This window comes from Roseateles sp. DAIF2 (assembly GCF_015624425.1).
In the GTDB taxonomy this organism is placed as follows: domain Bacteria; phylum Pseudomonadota; class Gammaproteobacteria; order Burkholderiales; family Burkholderiaceae_C; genus Kinneretia.
In genome coordinates this window covers 4,249,075-4,273,848 of record NZ_CP049919.1, presented here as the reverse complement: position 1 = coordinate 4,273,848, position 24,774 = coordinate 4,249,075, and the positions used below count along the sequence as shown (strand labels likewise).

The 24,774-nt window shown below is 69.4% G+C and carries 23 protein-coding genes; 21 read left to right on the top strand and 2 right to left on the bottom strand.

Going from position 1 to position 24,774, the window contains the following annotated elements:
- Nucleotides 1–71: 71 nt before the first annotated feature.
- The 4 genes from odhB (at nucleotide 72) to G8A07_RS19670 (ending at nucleotide 4,749) form a co-directional block, all read left to right on the top strand.
- The gene (odhB, locus tag G8A07_RS19685; RefSeq protein WP_195793681.1) at nucleotides 72–1,325 is read left to right on the top strand and encodes a 2-oxoglutarate dehydrogenase complex dihydrolipoyllysine-residue succinyltransferase; all 1,254 of its coding nucleotides are present in this window, start codon (nucleotides 72–74) and stop codon (nucleotides 1,323–1,325) included.
- A gap of 158 nt (nucleotides 1,326–1,483) precedes the next feature.
- The gene (gene lpdA, locus G8A07_RS19680; RefSeq protein WP_195793680.1) at nucleotides 1,484–2,908 is read left to right on the top strand and encodes a dihydrolipoyl dehydrogenase; all 1,425 of its coding nucleotides are present in this window, start codon (nucleotides 1,484–1,486) and stop codon (nucleotides 2,906–2,908) included.
- A gap of 71 nt (nucleotides 2,909–2,979) precedes the next feature.
- The gene (zapE, locus tag G8A07_RS19675; RefSeq protein WP_195793679.1) at nucleotides 2,980–4,080 is read left to right on the top strand and encodes a cell division protein ZapE; all 1,101 of its coding nucleotides are present in this window, start codon (nucleotides 2,980–2,982) and stop codon (nucleotides 4,078–4,080) included.
- A 9-nt stretch (nucleotides 4,081–4,089) separates the two neighbouring features.
- Complete coding sequence (locus G8A07_RS19670; RefSeq protein WP_195793678.1) at nucleotides 4,090–4,749, top strand: hypothetical protein; 660 nt, start codon at nucleotides 4,090–4,092, stop codon at nucleotides 4,747–4,749.
- Here G8A07_RS19670 and G8A07_RS19665 read toward each other — a convergent pair.
- A complete protein-coding gene (locus tag G8A07_RS19665) occupies nucleotides 4,746–5,513 on the bottom strand; it encodes a PP2C family serine/threonine-protein phosphatase (RefSeq protein ID WP_195793677.1) in 768 nt (255 codons plus the stop codon). The two genes, G8A07_RS19670 and G8A07_RS19665, sit on opposite strands and share 4 nt — an antisense overlap.
- Nucleotides 5,514–5,592: 79 nt before the next feature.
- Here G8A07_RS19665 and G8A07_RS19660 point away from each other — a divergent pair, with 79 nt between their 5' ends.
- Nucleotides 5,593–5,796 (top strand): YdcH family protein, encoded by a 204-nt coding sequence (locus G8A07_RS19660; protein WP_195793676.1) that lies wholly within the window; start codon nucleotides 5,593–5,595, stop codon nucleotides 5,794–5,796.
- On the top strand, nucleotides 5,796–7,811 hold the full coding sequence (locus tag G8A07_RS19655) for an ATP-dependent DNA helicase (protein WP_195793675.1): 2,016 nt from the start codon (nucleotides 5,796–5,798) through the stop codon (nucleotides 7,809–7,811). Before G8A07_RS19660 ends, G8A07_RS19655 begins: the two co-directional genes overlap by 1 nt.
- Nucleotides 7,812–7,853: 42 nt before the next feature.
- On the opposite strand, the gene G8A07_RS19650 is transcribed toward G8A07_RS19655, so the two are convergent.
- Nucleotides 7,854–8,654, bottom strand: a complete 801-nt coding sequence (locus tag G8A07_RS19650) for an outer membrane protein assembly factor BamD (RefSeq protein WP_249937061.1) — start codon at nucleotides 8,652–8,654, stop codon at nucleotides 7,854–7,856.
- Nucleotides 8,655–8,707: 53 nt separating this feature from the next.
- On the opposite strand from G8A07_RS19650, the gene G8A07_RS19645 reads away from it, so the two are divergent.
- The 15 genes from G8A07_RS19645 (at nucleotide 8,708) to hflK (ending at nucleotide 24,754) form a co-directional block, all read left to right on the top strand.
- Nucleotides 8,708–9,721, top strand: coding sequence for an RluA family pseudouridine synthase (locus G8A07_RS19645; protein WP_195793674.1), 1,014 nt, complete (start codon nucleotides 8,708–8,710; stop codon nucleotides 9,719–9,721).
- A 215-nt stretch (nucleotides 9,722–9,936) separates the two neighbouring features.
- Nucleotides 9,937–10,677 (top strand): SMC-Scp complex subunit ScpB, encoded by a 741-nt coding sequence (scpB, locus tag G8A07_RS19640; protein ID WP_195793673.1) that lies wholly within the window; start codon nucleotides 9,937–9,939, stop codon nucleotides 10,675–10,677.
- The gene (gene rluB / locus G8A07_RS19635; RefSeq protein ID WP_195793672.1) at nucleotides 10,674–12,632 is read left to right on the top strand and encodes a 23S rRNA pseudouridine(2605) synthase RluB; all 1,959 of its coding nucleotides are present in this window, start codon (nucleotides 10,674–10,676) and stop codon (nucleotides 12,630–12,632) included. The genes scpB and rluB overlap by 4 nt, the downstream gene beginning before the upstream one ends.
- 102 nt (nucleotides 12,633–12,734) lie before the next feature.
- The gene (ndk, locus tag G8A07_RS19630) at nucleotides 12,735–13,160 is read left to right on the top strand and encodes a nucleoside-diphosphate kinase (RefSeq protein WP_195793671.1); all 426 of its coding nucleotides are present in this window, start codon (nucleotides 12,735–12,737) and stop codon (nucleotides 13,158–13,160) included.
- Nucleotides 13,161–13,227: 67 nt separating this feature from the next.
- Nucleotides 13,228–14,352, top strand: coding sequence for a 23S rRNA (adenine(2503)-C(2))-methyltransferase RlmN (gene rlmN, locus G8A07_RS19625; protein ID WP_195793670.1), 1,125 nt, complete (start codon nucleotides 13,228–13,230; stop codon nucleotides 14,350–14,352).
- Between the two features lie 21 nt (nucleotides 14,353–14,373).
- Nucleotides 14,374–15,168, top strand: coding sequence for a type IV pilus biogenesis/stability protein PilW (gene pilW / locus G8A07_RS19620; RefSeq protein WP_195793669.1), 795 nt, complete (start codon nucleotides 14,374–14,376; stop codon nucleotides 15,166–15,168).
- Nucleotides 15,169–15,178: 10 nt separating this feature from the next.
- On the top strand, nucleotides 15,179–16,081 hold the full coding sequence (locus G8A07_RS19615) for a RodZ domain-containing protein (protein ID WP_249937060.1): 903 nt from the start codon (nucleotides 15,179–15,181) through the stop codon (nucleotides 16,079–16,081).
- 35 nt (nucleotides 16,082–16,116) lie between these two features.
- On the top strand, nucleotides 16,117–17,391 hold the full coding sequence (ispG, locus tag G8A07_RS19610; protein ID WP_195793668.1) for a flavodoxin-dependent (E)-4-hydroxy-3-methylbut-2-enyl-diphosphate synthase: 1,275 nt from the start codon (nucleotides 16,117–16,119) through the stop codon (nucleotides 17,389–17,391).
- A 3-nt stretch (nucleotides 17,392–17,394) separates the two neighbouring features.
- Nucleotides 17,395–18,705 carry a histidine--tRNA ligase gene (gene hisS / locus G8A07_RS19605; RefSeq protein WP_195793667.1) on the top strand — a complete coding sequence of 437 codons (1,311 nt, stop codon included), beginning with the start codon at nucleotides 17,395–17,397 and terminating at the stop codon, nucleotides 18,703–18,705.
- A gap of 45 nt (nucleotides 18,706–18,750) precedes the next feature.
- Nucleotides 18,751–19,422, top strand: a complete 672-nt coding sequence (locus G8A07_RS19600) for a tetratricopeptide repeat protein (RefSeq protein ID WP_195793666.1) — start codon at nucleotides 18,751–18,753, stop codon at nucleotides 19,420–19,422.
- Nucleotides 19,419–20,558: an outer membrane protein assembly factor BamB gene (gene bamB, locus G8A07_RS19595; protein WP_195793665.1), complete on the top strand. Its 1,140-nt coding sequence runs from the start codon at nucleotides 19,419–19,421 to the stop codon at nucleotides 20,556–20,558. The genes G8A07_RS19600 and bamB overlap by 4 nt, the downstream gene beginning before the upstream one ends.
- Nucleotides 20,559–20,603: 45 nt before the next feature.
- A complete protein-coding gene (gene der / locus G8A07_RS19590) occupies nucleotides 20,604–21,941 on the top strand; it encodes a ribosome biogenesis GTPase Der (protein WP_195793664.1) in 1,338 nt (445 codons plus the stop codon).
- Between the two features lie 87 nt (nucleotides 21,942–22,028).
- On the top strand, nucleotides 22,029–22,274 hold the full coding sequence (gene hfq, locus G8A07_RS19585) for an RNA chaperone Hfq (protein ID WP_195793663.1): 246 nt from the start codon (nucleotides 22,029–22,031) through the stop codon (nucleotides 22,272–22,274).
- A gap of 103 nt (nucleotides 22,275–22,377) precedes the next feature.
- Nucleotides 22,378–23,532 (top strand): GTPase HflX, encoded by a 1,155-nt coding sequence (hflX, locus tag G8A07_RS19580; protein ID WP_195797859.1) that lies wholly within the window; start codon nucleotides 22,378–22,380, stop codon nucleotides 23,530–23,532.
- The gene (gene hflK / locus G8A07_RS19575) at nucleotides 23,519–24,754 is read left to right on the top strand and encodes an FtsH protease activity modulator HflK (protein WP_249937376.1); all 1,236 of its coding nucleotides are present in this window, start codon (nucleotides 23,519–23,521) and stop codon (nucleotides 24,752–24,754) included. The genes hflX and hflK overlap by 14 nt, the downstream gene beginning before the upstream one ends.
- Nucleotides 24,755–24,774 lie beyond the last annotated feature (20 nt).

The following is a 24,774-nucleotide window of genomic DNA, read 5'->3' as shown; positions in this document are numbered from 1 at the left end:
CAGCACCCGGAACCCCGTGCCGCCCGAGCGGCGCGGGGTTGCCCGCGTTCAGAACCGAAAGAATTCACATCATGGCAATCGTAGAAGTCAAAGTCCCCCAGCTGTCCGAGTCCGTGTCCGAAGGCACGCTGATCTCCTGGAAGAAGAAGCCCGGTGAGGCCATCGCCATCGACGAGATCCTGATCGAGATCGAGACCGACAAGGTGGTGCTGGAAGTGCCCGCGCCGAGCGCCGGCGTGATGGCCCAGATCGTCAAGAACGACGGCGAGAGCGTGGTCAGCGAGGAAGTCATCGCCCGCATCGACACCGAAGGCTCGGCCCAGGTCAGCCCGCTGGAAGTCAAGGCCGTGGTTCCCGCCGCCGCCGCGCCGGCTGCCGCCGCTCCGGCCGCCGGTGGCGCCAAGGGCGATGTGGCGATGCCCGCCGCCGCCAAGATCCTGGCCGAGAAGGGCCTGCAGCCGACCGACGTCGCCGGTTCCGGCAAGGACGGCCGCGTCACCAAGGGCGATGCCCTGGCCGCCGGCGCCAAGCCCGCCGCCGCCCCGGCCATCGCCGTGCCGGCCGCCCCGGCCGTGGCCAAGCCGCTGCCGGCCGTCGCCGCCCCTGTCGCGCAGAACCTGGGCGACCGCCCGGAACAGCGCGTGCCGATGACCCGTCTGCGCGCCCGCGTCGCCGAGCGTCTGCTGCAGTCGCAATCGACCAACGCCATCCTGACCACGTTCAACGAAGTGAACATGGCTCCGGTGATGGAGATGCGCAAGAAGTTCCAGGAGAAGTTCGAGAAGGAACACGGCGTCAAGCTGGGCTTCATGAGCTTCTTCGTCAAGGCCGCGGTCGCCGCGCTGAAGAAGTTCCCGGTGCTGAACGCCTCGGTCGACGGCAACGACATCGTCTACCACGGCTACTTCGACATCGGCATCGCCGTCGGCTCGCCGCGCGGCCTGGTCGTGCCCATCATCCGCAATGCCGACCAGCTGAGCTTTGCCGACATCGAGAAGACCATCGCCTCCTTCGGCCAGAAGGCCAAGGACGGCAAGCTGTCGATCGAGGAACTCTCGGGCGGCACCTTCTCGATCTCCAACGGCGGCACCTTCGGCTCGATGCTGTCGACCCCGATCATCAACCCGCCGCAGTCGGCCATCCTGGGCGTGCATGCGACCAAGGACCGCGCCGTGGTCGAGAACGGCCAGGTCGTCGTGCGCCCGATCAACTATCTGGCGATGTCCTATGACCACCGCATCATCGACGGCCGCGAGGCCGTGCTGGGTCTGGTGACGATGAAGGAAGCGCTGGAAGATCCCGCCCGCCTCCTGTTTGACATCTGATCTAGGGCTACTGCGCGGGCGCATGGCGTCGTTGCGGGGCCCGATCGGGGAATCCTCACGTAGCGCTGCTACGTTCCGGTTCCCCGACACCCGCGTCTAGCCCTGCATCCCGCTCGCTACGCCCCGCAGCGTCGGGGTATGCGCAAGAAGGAATATTCATGAGCACCAAGAACTTTGACGTCGTCGTGATCGGCGGCGGCCCCGGCGGCTACATCGCGGCGATCCGCGCGGCCCAGCTGGGCTTCAACACCGCCTGCATCGACGAGTGGAAGAACGACAAGGGCGGTCCTGCGCCCGGCGGCACCTGCACCAACGTCGGCTGCATCCCCTCGAAGGCCCTGCTGCAGTCCAGCGAGCATTTCGAGCATGCCACGCACCACTTCGCGGACCACGGCATCTCCACCGGCGAGGTGAAGATGGACGTGGCCAAGATGCTGGCCCGCAAGGACACCGTCGTGAAGCAGAACAACGACGGCATCCTCTACCTGTTCAAGAAGAACAAGGTCACGTTCTTCCACGGCCGCGGCAGCTTCGTTGCCGCCAAGGACGGTCTGTATGAGATCAAGGCCGGCGAAGAGGCGATCACCGCCAAGCATGTGATCCTGGCCACCGGCTCGAACGCCCGCGCGCTGCCCGGCACTCCCTTCGACGAGGAGATGATCCTGTCGAACGACGGCGCGCTGCGCGTCGGCGGCGTGCCGAAGAAGCTGGGCGTGATCGGCTCCGGCGTCATCGGCCTGGAGCTGGGCTCGGTGTGGCGCCGCCTGGGTGCCGAGGTCACCGTGCTGGAGGCCATGCCGGCCTTCCTGCCCGCGGTCGACGAATCGGTCGCCAAGGAAGCCGCCAAGATCTTCAGGAAGCAGGGCCTGAAGATCGAGCTGGGCGTCAAGATCTCCGCCGTCAAGTCGGACGCGAAGAAGGGCGTCAGCGTCTCCTACGCCGATGCCAAGGGCGCCGAGCAGACCCTGGACGTGGACAAGCTGATCGTCTCGATCGGCCGCGTGCCCAACACCATCGGTCTGAACCCCGAGGCCGTGGGCCTGAAGCTCGACGAGCGCGGCGCGATCGTGGTCGACCACGACTGCAAGACCAATCTGCCCAATGTCTGGGCGGTCGGTGACGTCGTGCGCGGCCCGATGCTGGCGCACAAGGCCGAGGAAGAGGGCGTGGCGGTGGCCGAGCGCATCGCCGGCCAGCATGGCCATGTCGACTTCGACATCATCCCCTCGGTGATCTACACCAGCCCCGAGATCGCGCAGGTCGGCAAGACCGAGCAGCAGCTGAAGGCGGAAGGCGTGGCCTACAAGGCCGGCCAGTTCCCCTTCCTGGCCAACGGCCGCGCGCGCGCGCTGGGCGACACGACCGGCTTCGTCAAGTTCCTGGCCGACGCCACCACCGACCAGATCCTGGGCGTGCACATCATCGGCCCGTTCGCGTCGGAGCTGATCTCCGAGGCCGTGGTCGCGATGGCGTTCAAGGCCAGCAGCGAGGACATCGCGCGCATCTGCCACGCGCACCCGTCGCTGAGCGAATCGACCAAGGAAGCCGCGCTGGCGGTCGATAAGCGCACCCTCAACTTCTGATCGCGCTTCACGCGTGTCAAAGTGAAAGGGGCGGCTTCGGTCGCCCCTTTGCCTTGCTGGATTCCCTTCCGATGACCTCTGTCACTGAGCTGTATCAGCAGACCCTCGCCGAACGCGGCTACACAGCCGATGCGGCCCAGCTGCGCGCCATCCAGAGCCTGCAGCGCTGCCAGGACGAATGGGCCGACTACAAGGCGCGCCGCAGTAATGCGGTGACCAAGCTGCTGCGCCATCCGCCGCTGCCGCGCGGCGTCTATATGTACGGCGGGGTGGGGCGCGGCAAGAGCTTCCTGATGGACTGCTTCTTCCAGGCCGTGCCGCTGACGCGCAAGACGCGCCTGCATTTCCACGAGTTCATGCGCGAGGTGCACCGCGAGCTGCAGGATCTGAAGGGCATCGCCGATCCCCTTGAGGAACTGGGCAAGCGCATCGCCAAGCGCTTTCGCCTGATCTGCTTCGACGAGTTCCATGTCGCCGACGTCACCGACGCGATGATCCTGCACCGCCTGCTGGACGCGATGTTCAAGCACCGCGTCTCGATCGTCACCACCTCCAACTTCCAGCCCGACGAGCTCTACCCGAACGGCCTGCACCGCGAGCGCATCCTGCCGGCGATCGCGCTGCTCAACGAGAAACTGGAGGTGATCAATGTCGACGCCGGCACCGACTACCGGCGCCGCTCGCTGGAGCATGTCGAGCTCTACCACCATCCGCTGGATGCGCGCGCCGACGCGGCGCTGACCGAGGCCTTCGAGTCGCTGTCCGAGGCGCGCGACGAGAGCCCGCTGCTGCACATCGAGCACCGCGAGCTGCAGGCGCATCGCCGCGCCGGCGGCGTGGTCTGGTTCGATTTCCAGACCCTGTGTGGCGGCCCGCGCTCGATGAACGACTATCTGGAGCTGGCCAGCCAGTTCCACACCCTGATCCTGTCCAATGTGCCGGAGATGCCGCCGCGCCTGGCCAGCGAGGCGCGCCGCTTCACCTGGCTGGTCGACGTGCTGTACGACCGCCGGGTCAAGCTGATCATCTCGGCCGCGGTGCCGCCGGAGCGGCTCTACACCGAGGGCCCGCTGGCGCACGAGTTTCCGCGCACCGTCTCGCGCTTGCAGGAGATGCAGAGTGCGGAGTACCTTTCGCTGGCCCGCCGCGAGGTGGACACCTCGCTGACCTGAGGCCTGCCGATGAACCCCAAGCCGCTGATGACGATGCTCCTGCTGGCCGCGCTGCCGGCGTTTGCAGCCGAGCCGCTGCCGGACCGCGCCGCCCTGGCGGCGGAGCGCGCGCGCATCAATGCCCGCCATGCCGAGGCCTCGCGCGCATGCGCCGCGCGCTTCAATGTCAATGCCTGCGAGCAGGAGGCGCGCCGCGAGCGCGCCGCCGCGCTGGCACCGGTGGTCGCGCGCGAGCAGGCGCTGGATGCGCAGGCGCGCCTCGCCCGCTCCGAGGCGCAGCGCCAGCGCGTGGCCGAGCGTCAGCGCGCCGCGGCCGAGGACGAGGCCCAGCGCCGCCAGAACCAGGTGCGCGCCGCCGCTGCCGCGCCGCCGCCGGCTCCCGTCGCGCCGGCCGGCCCGCGTGCGACGCCGGAGCGCCCGGACCCGCAGGCCCATGCGCGGGCCGTGCAGCGCGACATCGAGCGCGGCGAACGCAGCGCCGAGCGCCATCGCGTGCTGGCGCGTCAGCGCCAGCAGCTGTCCAACGAGCAGCGCGAGCACGCGCAGCGGCGCGAAAAGGAGCGGGCCGCCCAGCGCAAGCCGGGTATCCAGCTGCCGGTGCCGACGGCCGAGGAGATCAAGGCCCTGCCGGGCGGTCGCGCCGCCTCGGGGCCTGCCGGCAAGCCTTAGCTCAGGGCTTCGATCCGGACGATCGCCAGCGACAGGTTGTCGCCGCCGCCATGGGCGCGCTGGCGCGCCTTCTCGATCAGCAGCTCGGCCGCCTCGCGCGGCGGCAGGCTCTGCAGCACGGTGCCCAGCTCGCGCGGGGTGAAGTAATGCCAGAGCCCGTCGCTGCAGGCCAGCAGGCTGTCGCCCACCTCCAGCCGCTCGGTCTGGGCCAGGCTGGGATCGGGCTCCTGCACCGTGCCCAGGCAGCCGGTCAGCAGATTGGACTGCGGATGCACCGCCGCCTCGGCTTCGGTGATCTGGCCCTCGTCGAGCAGGCGCTGCACGAAGGAATGGTCCATTGAGCGCCTCAGCAGGCCGGTGCCGCGGAAATGGTAGAGGCGCGAATCGCCGGTATGCACCCAGTGGCAGCTGCGGTCCGGCATCACCAGGAAGGCGGCCAGGGTGCTGTGCGGCTCCTCCTCGGTCGCGATCGCGGTCAGCTTGATCATCAGATGCGCTTCCGAGGCCAGCTGGGCCAGGAACTGCTCCGGCGCCTCCTCGCCCGGCACATAGCGCTCGAACAGCTGCTGGGCGGTCAGCACCACCTGGTCGGCGGCCTTGCGGCCCCCGCTCTTGCCGCCCATGCCGTCGGCCAGCACGGCCAGCAGGCAGCCGGCGTGGCGGGGATGGCCGATCACCTCCACCTGGTCCTGCTGGTACATGCGGTCGCCACGATGGGTGCCGGTGGCGGCGGTGAGTCGGAATCCGGGCGGGCTGCGGGTCATGCGGTGGTCATCGGTTGTGCCAAAACTATAATCGGCAAACGGTGGCGGGCGGTCTGTCCACCCACCATTCTTTGGGCTCATGGACGAACAACTGCACTCCCTGTCGCGCCGCTTGATCGAACTGCGCATCGAGCATGCCGATCTGGACGTGATGATCGACCGCCTGGCCCAGCAGCAGCCGCTCGATGAGCTGGCGCTGCAGCGCCTGAAGAAGCGCCGCCTGGCGCTGCGCGACCTGATCGCGCGTCTGGAACAGGCCACCGACCCCGCCGAGCCCGCCTGATGGACGAGGCGCAGCAGGACCAGCCGCCCAGCGAGCTGGAGCAGTGGGTCGTGGCCGCCTTCGATCGGGGCGGACCGCTCGCCCGTGCCGACAGCCATTACATGCCGCGCGAGCCGCAGCTGCGCATGAGCCAGGCCGTGGCCGGGGCGATCGCCCGGCGCGAGGCCCTGGTGGTGGAGGCGGGCACCGGCGTCGGCAAGACCTTCGCCTACCTGGTGCCGGCCCTGCTGTCGGGCGGCCGGGCCCTGATCAGCACCGCCACCAAGAGCCTGCAGGACCAGCTGTTCCTGCGCGACCTGCCGCGCCTGCTCGAGGCCCTGCAGGTGCCGCTGCGCAGCGCGCTGCTGAAGGGTCGCGGCAGCTATCTGTGCCTGCACCGCATGAAGCAGGCGCGCCAGAGCGCCGACCTGCCGGACCGGCGCTCGGTGTTCCTGCTGGCGCGGGTCGAGCAATGGGCGCAGGGCACGGTCAGCGGCGACCTGGCCGAGATGGAGGGGCTGGACGAGCGCTCGCCGCTGATCCCCTTCATCAATAGCACGCGCGACAACTGCCTGGGCACCGACTGCCCCGAATACCGCGCCTGCCATGTGGTGAAGGCGCGGCGCGAGGCGATGGAGGCGGACGTGGTGGTGGTCAACCACCATCTGTTCTTCGCCGACATGGCGCTGCGCGACAGCGGCGTGGCCGAGCTGCTGCCCAGCGTCGACATCGCGATCTTCGACGAGGCGCACCAGCTGCCCGAGGCCGGGCTGCAGTTCCTCGGCACCCTGCTGGGCACCGCCCAGCTGATCGACTTCGCGCGCGACGTGCTGGCCCAGGGCCTGACCGAGGCGCGCGGCCTGCAGGACTGGCAGGGCCTGGCGGCCAAGCTGGAGCGCGCCGCGCGCGAGCTGCGCCTGGCCTGCGCCGGGCCGATGAAGGATGCGCGCGGCATGCTGAAGCTGCGCTGGCAGGAGCGTGCCGGCGGTGAGGGCTTCGCGGCGGCGCTGACGGCGGTGGCCGAGGCGGCCGCGCTGGCCGAGGCGGCGATCCAGACCGTGATCGAGGTCTCGCCCGATTTCGCGCGCCTGCATGAGCGCGCGCAGCAGCTGCAGCAGCTGGCGACCGGCTTTGCCGCCGAGCCCGAGGCCGGCGCGGTACGCTGGATCGACCTGAGCACGCACCAGGCACGCCTGGTCGAATCGCCGCTGGACATCCGCGAGGCGATGCTGGAGCAGCTGGGCGGCCCGCCCAAGGCCTGGATCTTCACCTCGGCGACCCTGGGTGACGACGAGCAGCTGCGCTGGTTCACCGAGCCGGCCGGCCTGGACGATGCGTGCGTGCTGCGCGTCGGCAGCCCCTTCGACTACGCCAGCCATGCGCGGCTCTATGTCCCGCGCGGCTTCCCCAAGCCCAGCGAGCCCAGCCATGCGCCCTCGGTGGCCATCATGGCGGCGCGCTGCGCCCGCGCCCTGGGTGGCCGCACCTTCGTGCTGACCACCACCCTGCGCGCGCTGCAGACCATCGGCGATGCGCTGCGCGAGGATTTCGAGGCCGAGCCGGAGCCCATCCGCGTGCTGGTACAGGGGGCGGCGCCCAAGCGCCTGCTGCTGCAGCAATTCCTGGAGAACCCGCGCGCGGTGCTGGTCGGCTCGGCCAGTTTCTGGGAGGGCATCGACGTGCCGGGCGACGATCTGCAATGTGTGCTGATCGACAAGCTGCCGTTCCCGCCGCCCAACGACCCGCTGGTGGAGGCGCGCGTGCAGCGCCTGGAGTCGCAGGGCCGCAATGCCTTCGCCGAGTTCTTCATCGCCGAGGCCGCGATCGCACTGAAGCAGGGCGGCGGCCGCCTGATCCGCAGCGAGACCGACAAGGGCCTGCTGGTCGTCTGCGACCCGCGCATGGCCGGCATGAACTACGGCCGGCGCCTGCGCGACGCGCTGCCGCCGATGGGCCGGGTCGAGACCGAGGGCGAGGCGCTGGACTGGCTGCGCGGCCTGGCCGCCGAGCGCGAGCGGGCACAAAAAAGCGCGTGACCGGCACGCGCTTTTGTCGCTAGGCGAGGGCGCCCTCGTGTTTCACCAGACCTGCCACCAGGACTTCTTCTTGCCGGCGGTGCCGGCCAGGTAGGCGCTGGCCGGGAAGTTCTTCTGCAGCACGCGTTCGGCGTCGTCGCGCAGCGGCTTCAGGCCCATCTTCTCGTAGCTCTGCATCATCAGGAACAGCGCTTCCTCCGCGGCCGGCGCGCGCTGGAATTCCTGCACCGCCTGCTGGGCGCGGTTCGCCGCGGCCACATAGGCGCCGCGGTTGAAGTAATAGCGCGCCACATGCACCTCGTAGGCGGCCAGGGTGTTGGTGATGTAGTCGACGCGGATGCGCGAGTCCTCGGCGTACTTGGACTCCGGGAACTGCTCGGCCACCTGGGCGAAGGACAGCAGCGCGTCGCGCGAGGCCTGCTGGTCGCGCTCGGAGATGTCCTGGCTGGCCAGCTTGCCGAACAGGCCCAGGTCCTCGTTGAAGTTGGCCAGGCCCTTCAGGTACAGCGCATAGTCCAGCGCGGCGCTGGAGGGGTTGAGCTTGATGAAGCGGTCCAGGGTGGTGACCGCGGCGGCGCGTTCGCCGCTCTTGTACTGGGCCCAGGCCAGGTCCAGCGCGGCCTGCTGGGCCAGCAGGGTGCCGGCGGCGCGGCCCTCGATGCGTTCCAGGGTCTTGATTGCACGCTCATAGCTGCCGGAGGCGATGTCGGCCTTGGCGTCTGCATACAATTTGTCCAGAGCGGCCTGGGAGTTCTGGTCTTCCGGCGCCGTGGAGCAGGCCGCGAGGAGCGCCAGCATGCCGATCGAGAGGAGGCCGCGCAGCCGCGAGCGGTGTTCAGTCATGGTCCCTGCCGGCTGCTGGGCGCCGGCTTTCAACATAAGTGGAGTTTGATTATATGGTTGAGGCCTTGCCCGACCCGTTGGGCGAGAGTGCCGACGAGCAGGAACTGGAACAGCCGGACGAAGCGGCGGAGCTGCGCGGCGCGCGGGTCGAGGCCGAGGGGCATGGCCAGCGCCTGGATCGCTGGCTGGTGGGGCTGGCGCCGGAGTTCTCGCGCAACCATCTGCAGGGCCTGATCGAGCGCGGCTGCGTGCGCGTCAACGGCCAGGTGGCCGGCAGCGCCTCGCGCAAGCTGCAGGCCGGCCAGCAGGTCGAGGTGCAGCTGCTGCCTACCGCCGAGAGCCAGGCCTTCCGCGCCGAGGCGCTGCCGCTGGCCATCGTCTTCGAGGACAAGCACCTGCTGGTGCTGGACAAGGCGGCCGGCATGGTGGTGCATCCGGCGGCCGGCAACTGGTCCGGCACCGTGATGAACGGCCTGCTGGCCCAGCATCCCGGCGCGGCGGCGCTGCCGCGCGCCGGCATCGTGCACCGGCTGGACAAGGACACCTCGGGCCTGATGGTGGTCGGCAAGACCCTGGAGGCGGTGACCGCGCTGACCCGCATGATCGCCGCGCGCGAGGTGCATCGCGAGTACCTGGCGCTGGCCCATGGCCGGGTGCCGGACGAGCTGTTCATCGACGCGCCGCTGCGCCGCGACCCGGTGTCGCGCGTCAAGATGGCGGTGCTGGCCAGCGGCAAGCCCTCGCGCACCGATGTCTATTGCCTGGCGCAGGCCGAGCCGGACGGGCGCAGCGTCAGCGCGGTGCATTGCGTGCTGCACAGCGGCCGCACGCATCAGATCCGCGTGCACCTGGCCAGCCGCGGCCATCCGCTGGTGGCCGATGCGCTGTATGGCGGCGCGGCCGCGCTGGGGCTGGCGCGCCAGGCCCTGCATGCGGCGCGGCTGAGCTTTGCCCATCCGATCGCCGGCACGCCCTTGCGTTTTGATGCATCTCTGCCACAGGATCTGGCCGATAGTTGGGGTGCGGCGGGGCTGCCGCTGCCGGTGCTGCAGGACCGGCCGCTCTGAGGGCGCTACAATGGTGTCCGCTGGGTCAGCCAAGCGCCGCGAAGTGATCAGTTGTTTCCCCTTCGCGAGCGGACGCTCGCTGCCCCGGGGCCATGCCGGCTTAGCCGCAGTCCGTGAGGGCGAGCGACGGCCCGCCGCGGACCTCCAGCCCCTAGACCCGACAGCCCTTTCTCATTAATTGAACCGCCCGGACGGCGGCCCGCTGACAACAGTCCATGAACACACAGGATGCAAAGCGCGTCCTCGAGACCGCGCTGATCTGCGCCCAGCAGCCGCTGACCGTGCGCGAGATGCGGACCCTGTTCGCCGACGAAGTCGGCGCCGATACCCTGCGCGGCCTGCTCGACGAGCTGAGCCGGGACTGGGAGGGTCGCGGCGTCGAGCTGGTGGCGGTGGTCTCGGGCTGGCGCTTCCAGAGCCGGCCGGAGCTGCGCGAGTACCTGGACCGGCTGCATCCGGAAAAGCCGCAGCGCTACTCGCGCGCGGTGATGGAAACCCTGGCCATCATTGCCTACCGCCAGCCGGTGACGCGCGGCGACATCGAGGACATCCGCGGTGTCGTCGTGACCAGCCAGATCGTCAAGCAGCTGGAGGAGCGCGGCTGGATCGAGGTGATCGGGCACCGCGAGGCCCCCGGCCGGCCGGCGCTGTATGCGACGACCCGCCAGTTTCTCGATGACCTGGGCCTGGCCAGCCTGGAGCAGCTGCCGGCCCTGCAGGCCGGCGGTGTGCCCAGCCCCGAACTGAGCCAGCTGCTGGAAGCCCAGCAGCCCTCGCTGCTGGAGTCATCGGCCGAGGCCGAGGCTTCCTCTCCTCCCGACGAACCACAACCAACCAATCCGGCGCCCGAGCCATCCCCCGAGGGCGCATCCGCTGCGGCGGCCCATGGTGACGACGATGAAGTCGCCCCGGCCCCCGCGCCCGACGCTAGCGACAAGGTGCAAGCCGACGCATGAATTCTTCCGACGACAACGAGATCAAGCCGGCCGCCGACGCGGCCACCCCCGGAACCGGCGAGGCGCCGAAGCGCCGCCGTACGACGCGGGCCAAGGTCGAGGCGCCCGGCGCCGAGGCCGTGGCTCCCGCCGAGGCAGCGGTCGAGGCCAAGCCGGTGAAGCCGCGCGCGCCGCGCAAGACGGCCGCCAAGAAGGTCGCCGAAGCGGCGGTCGAGAGCGCCGCGCCGGCCGAGGTGCCGAGCGCCGAGGAAGCGCCGGCCGCTGCGCCCAAGCGTCGCAGCCCGCGCAAGACCGCGGTGGCGGTCGCCGAGGTCGAGGCGCCGGTCGTGGCCGAGGTGGCGCCCGCGCCCGTGGCCGAGCCGGTGATGGCCGAAGCCGCTGTGGCGGCCGAGTCGGGCGGCGAGGAGGCCTCGTCCGATGTCGAGGAGGGCGGTCGCCGTGGCCGCAACCGTCGCCGTGGCCGTCGCCGTGGCGAAGGCTTCGAGGCCGGCGAGGGTGCCGAGGGCGAGGCCGCGGATGCCGACGGTGAGCAGGCCGCGCCGCGCCGCGCCGAGCCCGCGCCGGAGCAGCTGCAGGCCGAGGCCGGCGAGCGTTTCGCCCAGCTGCTGGCCGGCGAGTTCGACGGCAGCGAGGACGAGGCCGCCGCCGAGCCGGCCGCCGAGGGCGAGCACAAGCGCGTGCTGGCCCCCGAGCCGGATGCGCCCAAGCTGCAGAAGGTGCTGGCCCAGGCCGGCGTCGGTTCGCGCCGCGACATCGAGGACATGATCGCCGAGGGCAAGATCGAGGTGAACGGCGAGGTCGCCCATATCGGCCAGCGCATCTCCTTCGGCGATCGCGTGGCCGTCAACGGCAAGCCGATCCGCGTGCGCATCTCGCCGCCGGCGCCGCGCATCCTGGCCTATCACAAGCCCACCGGCGAGGTCGTGACCTTCAACGACCCCGAGGGCCGCCCCACCGTGTTCCGCCATCTGCCCCGCCTGCAGCAGGGCAAGTGGCAATCGGTCGGCCGCCTGGATCTGAACACCGAAGGCCTGCTGCTGTTCACCAATTCCGGCGAACTGGCGAATCAGCTGATGCACCCGCGCTTCGGTGTTGAGCGCGAGTACGCGGTGCGCGTGCTGGGCAGCCTGTCCGACGAGCAGCGTGCCCGCCTGCTGGAAGGGGTGCAGATCGAGGGCCAGGCCGCGGCCTTCAAGAGCATCGAGGATGGCGGCGGCGAGGGTGCCAACCGCTGGTACCGCGTCGTCATCACCGAAGGCCGCAACCGCGAGGTGCGCAAGCTGTTCGAGGCCGTGGGCCTGGTGGTGAGCCGCCTGATCCGCATCCGCTACGGCACCGTGGTGCTGCCGCGCGGCCTCAAGCGCGGCGTCTGGGTCGAGCTGGACGAGGGGGATGTGCGCATCATCCGTCGCCTGGCCGGTGGCCCGCGCCAGGAGCAGCCGCAGCAGCGCGGCGGCCCGCAGCAACAGGCGCGTGAGGATCAGTCGCAGCGCAACAAGCGCAACCGCGGCGGCAAGGGTGGCGGTCCGCGCCCCAGCCGCCCCGAGCCGGCGCCGGACCGTCCGTCGCAGCAGATGGAGCAGCGGCAGCGTCCGGAGCGCTCGCGCGACGAGGATCGCGACGATGACGACTTCATCCCGCACAACATCAACCCGCTGGAGCAGACCTTCGACCGGCGTTTCGCCAGCAGCGGCAAGCGCGGCATCCCGAGCGGTTTCGGTGCGGGCGGCAGTGGTGCCCAGGGCACCGGCGCACCGGGCCGCGGCCAAGGCGGCAACCGGGGCAAGGGCGGCGGCAATGGTCCGCGCGAACCCGATCCGATGCAGACCTCGATGGGCTATATCGGTGCCGACGCCTTCACCCGCCGCAGCGGTCGTGGCGGCGGCGGTGGTGGTGGCAACCGCGGTGGCGGCGGGGGCGGCAACCGCGGCGGCGGCGGCCGTGGACGCCGTTAAGCAGCCATTCCATCCGGGCCCGTGAAGGGGCCTGGATCGTATTTACACAGGCACACAGTACAATCCCGGGTTTTGCTAAGCCCCAGATTTCAGGAGAAAAACATGGCGATCGAACGCACCCTTTCCATCATCAAGCCCGATGCAGTGGCCAAGAACGTGATCGGCCAGATCTACGCTCGCTTCGAAGGCGCCGGCCTGAAGGTCGTGGCGGCCAAGATGGCCCATCTGTCGCGTGGCGAGGCCGAGGCCTTCTACGCCGTGCACAAGGCACGTCCCTTCTTCAATGACCTGGTGAACTTCATGATCTCCGGCCCGGTGATGATCCAGGCGCTGGAAGGCGAAGGCGCGATCCTGAAGAACCGCGACCTGATGGGCGCCACCGATCCGAAGAAGGCCGAGAAGGGCACCATCCGCGCCGACTTCGCCGACAGCATCGACGCCAACGCCGTGCACGGCTCGGACGCTCCCGAGACCGCCGCCCAGGAAGTGGCGTTCTTCTTCCCCGGCATGAATGTCTACAGCCGTTAATTCGGCCCTTAGCCTCTTGCGCTGCTCAGGCCTGGAGGCCTGAGCAAACCAGCGAGAAGCAACACCCATGGACGCCGTCAACCTGCTTGGATTCGATCTGGAAGGACTGGCTGCGTTCTGCGAGCAGCTGGGGGAAAAGCGCTTTCGCGCCACCCAGCTGTTCCGCTGGATTCATCAGAAGGGCGCCGCTGATTTCGATCAGATGAGCGACCTGGCCAAGTCGCTGCGCGAGAAACTGCGCGGCCGGGCCCATATCACGGCGCTGCCCGTGATCTCCGAACACCAATCCGCCGACGGCACGGTCAAGTGGCTGTTCGACGTCGGCGCGGGCAACGCGGTCGAGGCGGTGTTCATCCCCGAGGACGACCGCGGCACCCTGTGCATCTCCAGTCAGGCCGGCTGCGCCGTCGGCTGCCGCTTCTGCTCCACCGGCCACCAGGGCTTCAGCCGCAACCTGGACACGGCCGAGATCATCGCCCAGCTCTGGTTCGCCGAGCACAGTCTGCGCCAGCGCTTCAACAGCAGCGAGCGCGTCATCACCAATGTCGTGATGATGGGCATGGGCGAGCCGCTGCAGAACTACTCGGCCCTGGTGCCGGCGCTGCGCATGATGCTGGACGACCATGGTTACGGCCTGTCGCGCCGCCGCGTGACGGTCTCGACCTCCGGCGTGGTGCCGATGATCGACCGGCTGCGCGACGATGTGCCCGTGGCGCTGGCGGTGTCGCTGCATGCGCCGACCGATCCGCTGCGCGACCAGCTGGTGCCGTTGAACAAGAAGTACCCGATCGCCGAGCTGCTGGAGGCTTGCAATCGCTATCTCGAGAAGGCGCCGCGCGACTTCATCACCTTCGAGTACTGCATGCTGGACGGCGTCAACGACACGCCGGAGCAGGCTGAAGCGCTCGTCAAGCTCTTGCGAGGCCATGTCTCGTGCAAGATCAACCTGATTCCTTTCAACCCCTTCCCGGCCTCGGGCCTGAAGCGCAGCTCGAACGTGCGCGTGCAGGCCTTCGCCGAGGTGTTGATCAAGTCCGGTATCGTCACCACGGTGCGCAAGACCCGTGGCGACGACATCGATGCCGCCTGCGGCCAACTGGCCGGCGAAGTGCAGGACCGTACCCGTGTGCAGCAGCGCATGGTGCGGGCGCCGGTGGTGGTTCATGGTCTCGGGGGGCGCAATCCGCAGTGAAGCACTGATGAATGGGCGCTCATGAACAAGAAAATCCTGCACCTTCCCCTGGTCCTGGCGATGACGCTGGGTCTGCTGGCCTGTGCCAGCACCGGCGGTGGTTCGGACCCGGTGCCGCGCACCGCCTCCGACCAGACCGACACCGACCGCCGCGCCGGCGTGCGCATCGAGCTGGCCTACGGCTATTTCGCGCGCGGCCAGTACAACACCGCGCTGGATGAGCTGAAGCAGGCCCTGGCGGTGCGCCCCAACATGCCCGAGGCCCTGAACCTGCGCGGCCTGGTGTACGCCGCCCTGGGCGAGATCCCGCTGGCGGAGGAGAGCTTTCGCCGCGCGCTGGGTGTGAACGCGCGCGATCCCGACACCCTGCACAACTACGGCTGGTTCCTGTGCCAGCAGGCCCGCTATCCGGAGGCCTTCGTCCAGTTCGACCAGGCCCTGGCCCAGCCCCAGTACCGCGGCGCCTCGCGCTCGCTGCTGGCCAAGGGCGTCTGCGAGGCCTCGGCCGGCCAGCTGTCGCTGGCGGAGAAGACCCTGGCGCGGGCCTTCGAGCTGGACCCGTCGAATCCGGCGATCGCGGTCAATCTGGCCGAGGTGCTGTACCGCAACGGGCAATACGAACGCGCGCGCTTCTACGTCAAGCGCGTCAATGACCAAGCCGAGCAGCTGAACGCGCAGAGCCTGTGGCTGGCGTTGCGCGTCGAGCGCCGCCTGGGTAACACCGCGACGGTGGCCGATCTGGGCCAGCAGCTGCGCCGCCGCTTCCCGCAGTCACCGGAACTGCAGGCGCTGGACAACGGTCGATACGATGAGTGAGGGGGAACGCATGTCCACGATCATGAGCGAGGCCCCGGGCCTGGCCTCGCCACCGGCCGCCGCGCCGCAAACCGCGGGCAGTTGGCTGCGCGCCGCGCGTCAGGCGCAGGGCCTGCACATCGCCGTGCTGGCGGCCCAGCTGAAGGTGCCGCAGGCCAAGCTGGAGGCCCTGGAGGCCGACCGCCACCAGGATCTGCCCGATGCCACCTTCGCCCGCGCGCTGGCCAAGGCCATGTGCCGCGTGCTGAAGGTCGATGCCGCGCCGGTGCTGGAGCTGCTGCCGCGCGGCGGCGAGCCGACGCTGGACCGCGTGTCGCGCGGCCTGAATGAACCCTTCCGCGAGCGCGTGGTGCGCGACGACCAGGTGTCGCTGGACTGGCTCAAGCGCCCGATGATCTGGGCGCCGGCCCTGCTGCTGCTGGCCGCGCTGGCGGTCTACCTGCTGCCCAGCGACTGGTTGCAGCGGCCCGAGGCCGCGGCGCCCGAAGCGAATGCGCCGGTTGCGGTGGAGCCGGCCCCGGCGCCGGCCGAACAGGCCTCCGCGAGCCTGCTTGCGCCGGCACCGGCCGAGCCCGCCTCGGTAGCCGCCGCCGTGACCGCACCGGTCGTGGTCGCACCCGCCGTCGCCAGTGCCGTCGCGCCGGCGCCGGCGGTCCCGGCCGCGCCGCAGCCCGGCCAGGTGCCGCTGCTGGTCAAGGCCTCGGCCGAATCCTGGGTCGAGGTCACCGACGCCCAGGGCCAGGTGCAGCTGTCCAAGCTGCTGCGTCCGGGCGAGCAGGCCCAGCTGAACGTGCTGCCGCCGCTGCGCCTGCGCATCGGCAATGTGGCCGGCACCGAGCTCACTCTGCGCGGTGTCGCCGTGGACCTGGCCTCCCAGTCCCGGGACAACGTCGCACGCCTCGAACTGAAGTAAGTAAGCAACCCAGCTCTGACCGAAGCAGTCCTTCCATGATCGACACCCAAAGCAGCATCGCCGACGCCATTGCGGCCGCCAACCCCGCACCGCGCCGCAGCCGCCAGGCCACCGTGCGCTGGGGCTCGCGGGTCGTGACGATCGGCGGCGACGCGCCGGTGCGCGTGCAGTCGATGACCAACACCGACACGGTGGACGTGATCGAGACCGCGATCCAGATCAAGGAGCTGGCGGTGGCCGGCTCCGAGCTGGTGCGCATCACGGTCAACACACCGGAGGCGGCCGACGCGGTGCCGCATGTGCGCGAGCAGCTGGACCGCATGGGCATCGACGTGCCCCTGGTCGGCGACTTCCACTACAACGGCCACCGCCTGCTGACCGAGCATCCGGCGATGGCCCAGACCCTGTCCAAGTACCGCATCAACCCCGGCAATGTCGGCAAGGGCGACAAGAAGGACCGCCAGTTCGCGATGATGGTCGAGGCCGCGATGAAGTACGACAAGGTCGTGCGCATCGGCGTCAACTGGGGCAGCCTGGACCAGGAGCTGCTCGCCTCGATGATGGACGAGAACGCGAAGCGCGCCGAGCCCTGGGACGGCAAGCAGGTGATGTACCAGGCGCTGATCCAGTCGGCGCTCTCGTCGGCCGAATATGCCCGCGAGCTGGGCATGAACCCGGACAACATCATCATCAGCTGCAAGGTCAGCGGCGTGCAGGACCTGATCTCGGTCTACCGCGCGCTGGCCAAGCGCTGCGACTACGCGCTGCACCTGGGCCTGACCGAGGCCGGCATGGGCACCAAGGGCACGGTGGCCTCCAGCGTCGCCCTGGGCATCCTGGCGCAGGAGGGCATCGGCGACACCATCCGCGTCTCGCTGACGCCGCAGCCCGGCGAGTCGCGCACGCAGGAGGTGGTGGTCGCGCTGGAGATCCTGCAGGCCCTAGGCCTGCGCGCCTTCAACCCGAGCGTCACCGCCTGCCCCGGCTGCGGCCGCACCACCAGCACCACCTTCCAGGAACTGGCCAAGCAGATCGACGACTTCCTGCGCGCGCAGATGCCGATCTGGCGCGACAAGTACCCCGGCGTCGAGAACATGAAGGTGGCCGTGATGGGCTGCATCGTCAACGGCCCCGGCGAGAGCAAGCATGCCGACATCGGCATCAGCCTGCCCGGCACCGGCGAGGCACCGGCGGCGCCCGTCTTCATCGACGGCGAGAAGGCGCTGACCCTGCGCGGCGAGAACATCGCGACCGAGTTCCACGCCCTGGTCGAAAACTATATCGAGAAGCGCTTCGGCGCCACCGCCTGATCCATGACTGAAAAGAAGATGCAGCCCTTGCAAGCCGTCAAGGGCATGAACGACGTGCTGCCGCCGGACTCGGCGCGCTGGGAATGGCTGGAAGAAAAGATGCGCTCGGTGCTGCAGCGCTACGGCTACCAGAACATCCGCACGCCGATCGTCGAGCCGACCGCGCTGTTCGTGCGCGGCCTGGGTGAGGTGACCGATGTGGTCGAGAAGGAGATGTACGCCTTCGAGGACCGCGCCGACAAGCATGGCCAGGCCGAGCATCTGGCGCTGCGCCCGGAGATGACCGCCGGCGTGGTGCGCGCGATGATCGAGCACAACTTCCTGCGCGACTCGGGCCGGCGCCTCTACTACTACGGCCCGATGTTCCGGCGCGAGAAGCCGCAGAAGGGCCGCTACCGCCAGTTCCACCAGATGGGCATCGAGGCGCTGGGCTTCCACGGCCCGGACGTCGATGCCGAGGTGATCCTGCTGGGGCGCCGCCTGCTGGGCGAGCTGGGCCTGAAGGACGGCGAGCATATCCGCCTGGAGCTGAACTGCCTGGGCCAGCCGGCCGAGCGCAGCGCGCATCGCGAGGCCCTGATCGCGCATCTGGAGGCGCACAAGGAGCTGCTGGACGAGGATGGCCAGCGCCGCCTGTACACCAACCCGCTGCGCGTGCTGGACACCAAGAACCCCGCGCTGCAAGAGATGGCCAACGCGGCGCCCAAGCTGCTGGACTTCCTGGGTGAGGATTCGCTGGCGCATTTCAACGGCGTGCGCGCGATCCTCGACGCGGCCGGCGTGAGCTACACGATCAACCCGCGCCTGGTGCGCGGCCTGGACTACTACAACCTGACCGTGTTCGAGTGGATCACCGACAAGCTCGGCTCGCAGGGCACGGTCTGCGGCGGCGGCCGCTACGACGGCCTGATCGAGCAGCTCGGCGGCAAGCCGACGCCGGCGGTCGGCTTCGGCATGGGCCTGGAGCGCCTGCTGCTGCTGCTGGATGAGGTGGGCGTGGCGCCCGCCGCGCCGGTGCCGCAGGCCTATGCGATCGTGCCCTCGGCGACCGGTCTGCCGCAGGTGATGGTGGCGCTGGAGGCGCTGCGTGCCGCCGGCGTGGCCGTGGTGCTGCATCCGGGCCAGAGCAGCATGAAGTCGCAGTTCAAGAAGGCCGATGCCAGCGGCGCGGCCTGGGCGCTGATCTTCGGCGAGGACGAGCTGGCGCGTGGCGAGGTGGCGATCAAGCCGCTGCGCGACGCCGCGGCCGCGCAATACACCCGCACGCTGGCGACGGCGGCCGATTGGGCGGGCGAGCTTCTGCCCAACGCATAATCGCGCATCTTTCGATTGACCCTGACCACCTAGAACAGCTCCGCAATGGCGTCTCATCTCGATCTCGAAGAACAGGAACAGCTGGACCAGCTGAAGGCCTTCTGGAAAAGCTACGGCAACCTGATCACCTGGGTGGTCACCTTGGCCCTGCTTGGTTTCGCCGGCCTGAACGGCTGGAACTACTGGCAACGCGAGCAGGCCGCCAAGGCCGCGGCCATGTATGACGAGCTGGACCGCGCCGCCCAGGCGGGCGAGACCGACAAGGCCGCGCGCGTCTTCGCCGACCTGAAGGAGCGCTTCCCGCGCACCACCTATGCCGGCCAGGGCGCGCTGCTGGCCGCCAAGCTGCAGATGGACAAGGGCCAGGCCGAGCCGGCCCGCGAGGCCCTGAGCTGGGCCGCCGAGCATGCCAGCGAGGACGAGTACCGCGACATCGCGCGCCTGCGCCTGGCCGGCCTGCAGGCCGAGGCCAAGCAGTTCGATGCCGCCGCCAAGACGCTGGACGGTATCAAGGGGGCCGACTTCGCCGCCCTGGTGGCCGATCGCCGCGGCGACCTGGCCCTGCTGCAGAGCAAGCCCGATGTTGCCAAGGAAGAGTTCCTGAAGGCCTACAAGGGCCTGGACAAGACCCTGGACTACCGCCGCCTGGTCGAGGCCAAGCTGGCCAGCCTGGGCGTGGCCGCGCCGGAAGATGCCGCCTCGGGAGTCAAGCCATGAAGGCCGCGACCCGCTTCATTGCCCGCCCGCTGAGCCTCGTGCTGCTGAGCGCGGCGCTGGGTGGCTGCTCGCTGTTCGGCAGCTCCAGCGGCCCGAAGCCGGCGGCGCTGGAGGCCCAGGTCGGCAGCGGCAATGCGCGCCAGCTCTGGCAGACGCGCATCGACGGCGTGCAGTTCCCGCTGTCGGTCGCAACCGCCGGCCAGAGCTTTGTCGTTGCCGGCAATGACGGCGTCGTGCAGGCCCTGTCGGCCGCCGATGGCGCGGTGCTGTGGCGCGGCGAGGCCGGCGCGAAGCTGGTCGCCGGCGTCGGCAGCGATGGGCGCTTCGCCGCGGTCGTGACCCGCGACAACGAGCTGGTGGTGCTGGATGCCGGCAAGCCGGCTTGGCGCAAGCCGCTGAGCTCGACCGTCAGCACCGCGCCGCTGGTCGCCGGCGAGCGCGTGTTCGTGCTGACCGTGGACCGCCAGGTGATGGCCTTCGACGCGGCCGACGGTCGCCGCCTGTGGGACCTGCGCCGCCCCGGCGACCCGCTGACCCTGTCGCAGCCCGGCGTGATCGGCGCCTTCAAGGACACCCTGGTGGTGGGGCAGGGCGCCCGCCTGGCCGGCGTCGACCCGCTGCGCGGCACCCTGCGCTGGGAGGCCAATGTGGCCACGCCGCGCGGCACCAACGAGGTGGAACGCCTGGCCGACCTGGTCGGCCCGATGGCCCGCGTCGGCGACACCCTGTGCGCCCGCGCCTTCCAGTCGGCCGTCGGCTGCGTCAACGCCGAACGCGGCGCCACCCTGTGGAGCCGCAACACCGGCGGCACGCGCGGCGTCGGCGCCGATGCGCAGCAGGTCTATGGCGTGGACGGCTCGGACCGCATCACCGCCTGGAAGCTGGGCAATGGCGACACCGTCTGGAGCGCCGAGCAACTGCTGAACCGCCGCCTGAGCGCGCCGCTGGCCGTCGGCAAGCAGCTGCTGGTCGGCGACTACGAAGGCTATGTGCATCTGCTGGCCGCCGATACCGGCAAGACCCTGGCGCGCCTGCCCACCGACGGTTCGCCGGTGATGGCCGCGCCGGTGCTGCTGGGTGACACCGTGCTGGTGGCCACCCGCAACGGCGGCCTGTTTGCGCTGCGCCCCGAGTAAGCGCCTCTCACCCTCTCTCTTACCCACAAGAACAAGAACATCGCCATGAAACCCGTCATCGCCCTGGTCGGCCGACCCAACGTCGGCAAATCCACGCTGTTCAACCGGATGACCAAGAGCCGCGACGCGATCGTGGCCGACTTCGCCGGGCTGACGCGCGACCGCCACTACGGTGACGGCCGCCTGGGCAACCGCGAGTTCATCGTGGTCGACACCGGCGGCTTCGAGCCCGACAGCACCACCGGCATCGTCAAGGAGATGGCCAAGCAGACCCGCCAGGCCGTGGCCGAGGCGGATGCGGTGGTCTTTGTCGTCGATGTGCGTACCGGCCTGTCGGGCCAGGACCAGGACATCGCGCGCTATCTGCGCCAGGCCAACAAGCGCGTCTTCCTCGCGGTCAACAAGGCCGAGGGCATGAGCGAATCGCCGCTGCTGGCCGAGTTCCACGAGCTGGGCATGGGCGAGCCGCACCCGGTCTCGGCCGCGCATGGCCAGGGCATCCGCAGCCTGCTAGAGGCGGTGCTGGAGCCCTTCGGCCCGGAGAGCGACGAGGAGCCGCCGCCGGAGGACGAGGGCGTGATCCGCCTGGCGGTGGCCGGCCGGCCCAACGTCGGCAAGAGCACCCTGATCAACACCTGGCTCGGCGAGGAGCGCCTGGTCGCCTTCGACATGCCGGGCACGACGCGCGACGCCATCACGGTGGACTTCGAGCGCCATGGCCAGAAGTTCAAGCTGATCGACACCGCCGGTCTGCGCCGCAAGGGCAAGGTGTTCGAGGCGATCGAGAAGTTCTCGGTGGTCAAGACCCTGCAGGCGATCGCCGACGCCCATGTGGTGCTGCTGCTGATCGACGCGACCCAGGGCGTGTCCGACCAGGATGCGCATATCGCCGGCTATGTGCTGGACAGCGGCCGCGCGGTGGTGGTGGCGATCAACAAATGGGATGCGATCGACAGCTACCAGCGCCAGCAGCTGGAGCGCTCGATCGAGCATCGCCTGTCCTTCCTGAAGTTCGCGCCGCTGCACCATATCTCGGCGCTGAAGCGCCAGGGCCTGGGCCCGCTGTGGAACGCGATGGCCGATGCCTACAGCTCGGCCTTCAAGAAGATGACCACACCGGTGCTGACCCGCCTGATCCAGGAAGCGGTCGAGCACCAGACGCCCAAGAAGAGCGGCCATTTCCGGCCCAAGCTGCGCTACGCCCACCAGGGCGGCATGAATCCGCCGATCGTCGTGATCCACGGCAATTCGCTGGAGGGCGTCACCGACGCCTACAAGCGCTACCTGGAAGGGCGTATCCGCACCCACTACAAGCTGGTCGGCACGCCGCTGCGCATCGAGCTGCGCTCGGCCAAGAATCCGTTTGCCGACAAAGAGGCCTGATCCTTCAGGCCATCCGGGCTTTCCCTGTGTTAAGGTGGAAGCCTTCCAACCTCTCCCGTACCCACTCTCTCTAACACGGAGCATATCGTGAGCAACAAAGGACAACTCCTGCAAGACCCCTTCCTGAACCTGCTGCGCAAAGAGCATGTGCCGGTGTCCATCTACCTGGTCAACGGCATCAAGCTGCAAGGGCATATCGAGTCCTTCGACCAGTACGTCGTGTTGCTGCGCAATACCGTGACCCAGATGGTCTACAAGCACGCCATCTCGACGGTGGTGCCGGGCCGTGCGGTGAACTTCCACGCGGCCGAAAACAACGGCGAAAGCGCCTGAGCCAGCGCCTCGGGGGCCTCGCGGCCCCTCGTACGCCTTGACCACTACTTCCACTTCCTCTTCACAGAGCCCCGCGTCGCCGCCCTCCGAGGCGGCGCGCGCCATTCTCGTGGGCGTCGAGATCGGCCGTTCCGGCCACTTCGATCCCACCCTCGACGAACTGGCCCTGCTGGCCGAATCGGCCGGCGACACCCCGGTGGCCAAGGTCATCGCGCGCCGCCAGGCGCCGGACGCCGCGCTGTTCGTCGGCTCCGGCAAGGCCGACGAGATCAAGCTGCTGGTGCAGGCGCACCAGGCCCACACCGTGCTGTTCGACCAGGCGATCTCGCCGGCCCAGCAGCGCAATCTGGAGCGCGTGCTGGGCGTGCCGGTGGCCGACCGCACCGCGCTGATCCTCGAGATCTTCGCCGCCCGCGCCAAGAGCCATGAGGGCAAGCTGCAGGTCGAGCTGGCGCGGCTGCAATACCTGGCCACGCGCCTGGTGCGGCGCTGGAGCCACCTGGAGCGCCAGAGCGGCGGCATCGGCATGCGCGGCGGCCCCGGCGAGGCCCAGATCGAGCTGGACCGCCGCATGATCGACGACCGCATCAAGGTCACCAAGGAGCGCCTGAAGAAGGTGCAGCGCCAGCGCGGCACCCAGCGACGCGCGCGCGAGCGCAACCAGGTCTTCAAGGTCTCGCTGGTCGGCTATACCAACGCTGGCAAGTCGACCCTGTTCAACGCGCTGGTGAAGGCCCGCAGCTACGCGGCCAACCAGCTGTTCGCGACGCTGGATACGACCACCCGCTCGATGTACCTCGAGGCGGCCGGCTCCAGCGTGTCGCTGTCCGACACCGTGGGTTTCATCCGCGACCTGCCGCACAAGCTGGTCGAGGCCTTCCAGGCCACCCTGCAGGAGGCCGCCGAGGCCGATCTGCTGCTGCATGTGGTCGATGCCGCCAGCCCGGCGCTGGACGAGCAGATGGTCGAGGTCGAGCGCGTGCTCGGCGAGATCGGCGCCGCCGGCATCCCGCAGATCCTGGTCTACAACAAGCTCGATATGCTGGAGGACAACCAGCGTCCGCGCGCCACTCTGGACTGGCTGGAGCGCGACGGGATCCGCGTGCCGCGCGTCTTCGTCAGCGCCCTGACCGGCGAGGGCCTGGATGTGCTGCGCGAGGAGATTGTGCGGGCCATGCAGTCCGGAGGCTTGAACGGGCAAGACCCGGCCCCATCTGCCCAAAAATTGAATGACAGGCATGAGCATGAACAAATCTGAGTCCGCGCGACCCTGGCACCGCCTGGCCGGCCGTCTGCTGAGCAACGGCCGCAACGATGGACCGCCCGACCTGGATGAGTTGTGGCGCGACTTCAACCGCAAGCTGTCCGGCCTGTTCGGCGGCAAGGGCGGTGGTCAGCAGCCGCCGCAAGGCGGCAATGGCGGTGGTGGCAACAACTTCCAGCCCGACATGAAGAGCGCCGGCATCGGCGTCGGCCTGATCGCCGGCGTGGTGGCGCTGGGCTGGCTGGGCAGCGGCTTCTACATCGTGCAGGAAGGCCACCAGGCGGTCGTGACCTCCTTCGGCAAGTTCAGCAAGACGGTGGACGCCGGCTTCCAGTGGCGCCTGCCTTACCCCTTCCAGGCCAACGAGATCGTGCCGGTGACGCAGCTGCGCTCGGTCGAGGTCGGCCGCAATTCGGTGGTGCAGGCCACCGGTCTGCGCGACTCCTCGATGCTCACGCTGGACGAGAACATCGTCGACATCCGCTTCACCGTGCAGTACCGGCTGAAGGATGCGCGCGACTACCTGTTCGAGAATCGCAGCCCGGACGAGGCGGTGATCCAGGCCGCCGAATCGGCGGTGCGTGAGATCGTCGGCCGCAGCAAGATGGACTCGGTGCTGTACGAGCAGCGCGACGCGATCGCGGCCGATCTGGTGAAGTCGGTGCAGGTCCAGCTGGATCGCCTGAAGGCCGGCATCCTGATCGCCAACGTCAATGTGCAGAACGTGCAGGCGCCCGAGCAGGTGCAGGCGGCCTTCGACGATGCCTTCAAGGCCGGCGCCGACCGCGAGCGCCTGAAGAACGAGGGCCAGGCCTATGCCAACGAGGTGATCCCGAAGGCGCAGGGCACGGCCGCGCGCCTGCGCGAGGAGGCCGAGGGCTACAAGTCGCGTGTCGAGGCGACCGCCGAGGGTGATGCGCAACGCTTCAAGAGCGTGCTGGCCGAGTACCAGAAGGCGCCGGGCGTGACCCGCGACCGCCTCTACATCGACACGATGCAGCAGGTCTACAGCAATGTCAGCAAGGTGATGGTGGAGAGCCGCAGCGGTTCGAACCTGCTGTATTTGCCGCTGGACAAGCTGCTGCAGCAAAGCGGCAGCACCGTGACCGCCGGCCCGCCGGTGCCGACCACCTTGCCCGAGGCGACCCCGTCCGGCAGCGCCGCCGACATCCGCTCGCGCGATGGCCTGCGCGGCCGCGATCGCGAGAGCCGTTGAGGCGAGCCCAGGAGAACAAG

Coding starts and splice junctions, on each gene's coding strand:
- odhB (WP_195793681.1), top strand. CDS start 72: ATGGCAATCGTAGAAGTCAAAGTCCCCCAGCTGTCCGAGTCCGTGTCC.
- lpdA (WP_195793680.1), top strand. CDS start 1,484: ATGAGCACCAAGAACTTTGACGTCGTCGTGATCGGCGGCGGCCCCGGC.
- zapE (WP_195793679.1), top strand. CDS start 2,980: ATGACCTCTGTCACTGAGCTGTATCAGCAGACCCTCGCCGAACGCGGC.
- G8A07_RS19670 (WP_195793678.1), top strand. CDS start 4,090: ATGAACCCCAAGCCGCTGATGACGATGCTCCTGCTGGCCGCGCTGCCG.
- G8A07_RS19665 (WP_195793677.1), bottom strand. CDS start 5,513: ATGACCCGCAGCCCGCCCGGATTCCGACTCACCGCCGCCACCGGCACC.
- G8A07_RS19660 (WP_195793676.1), top strand. CDS start 5,593: ATGGACGAACAACTGCACTCCCTGTCGCGCCGCTTGATCGAACTGCGC.
- G8A07_RS19655 (WP_195793675.1), top strand. CDS start 5,796: ATGGACGAGGCGCAGCAGGACCAGCCGCCCAGCGAGCTGGAGCAGTGG.
- G8A07_RS19650 (WP_249937061.1), bottom strand. CDS start 8,654: ATGACTGAACACCGCTCGCGGCTGCGCGGCCTCCTCTCGATCGGCATG.
- G8A07_RS19645 (WP_195793674.1), top strand. CDS start 8,708: ATGGTTGAGGCCTTGCCCGACCCGTTGGGCGAGAGTGCCGACGAGCAG.
- scpB (WP_195793673.1), top strand. CDS start 9,937: ATGAACACACAGGATGCAAAGCGCGTCCTCGAGACCGCGCTGATCTGC.
- rluB (WP_195793672.1), top strand. CDS start 10,674: ATGAATTCTTCCGACGACAACGAGATCAAGCCGGCCGCCGACGCGGCC.
- ndk (WP_195793671.1), top strand. CDS start 12,735: ATGGCGATCGAACGCACCCTTTCCATCATCAAGCCCGATGCAGTGGCC.
- rlmN (WP_195793670.1), top strand. CDS start 13,228: ATGGACGCCGTCAACCTGCTTGGATTCGATCTGGAAGGACTGGCTGCG.
- pilW (WP_195793669.1), top strand. CDS start 14,374: ATGAACAAGAAAATCCTGCACCTTCCCCTGGTCCTGGCGATGACGCTG.
- G8A07_RS19615 (WP_249937060.1), top strand. CDS start 15,179: ATGTCCACGATCATGAGCGAGGCCCCGGGCCTGGCCTCGCCACCGGCC.
- ispG (WP_195793668.1), top strand. CDS start 16,117: ATGATCGACACCCAAAGCAGCATCGCCGACGCCATTGCGGCCGCCAAC.
- hisS (WP_195793667.1), top strand. CDS start 17,395: ATGACTGAAAAGAAGATGCAGCCCTTGCAAGCCGTCAAGGGCATGAAC.
- G8A07_RS19600 (WP_195793666.1), top strand. CDS start 18,751: ATGGCGTCTCATCTCGATCTCGAAGAACAGGAACAGCTGGACCAGCTG.
- bamB (WP_195793665.1), top strand. CDS start 19,419: ATGAAGGCCGCGACCCGCTTCATTGCCCGCCCGCTGAGCCTCGTGCTG.
- der (WP_195793664.1), top strand. CDS start 20,604: ATGAAACCCGTCATCGCCCTGGTCGGCCGACCCAACGTCGGCAAATCC.
- hflK (WP_249937376.1), top strand. CDS start 23,519: ATGAACAAATCTGAGTCCGCGCGACCCTGGCACCGCCTGGCCGGCCGT.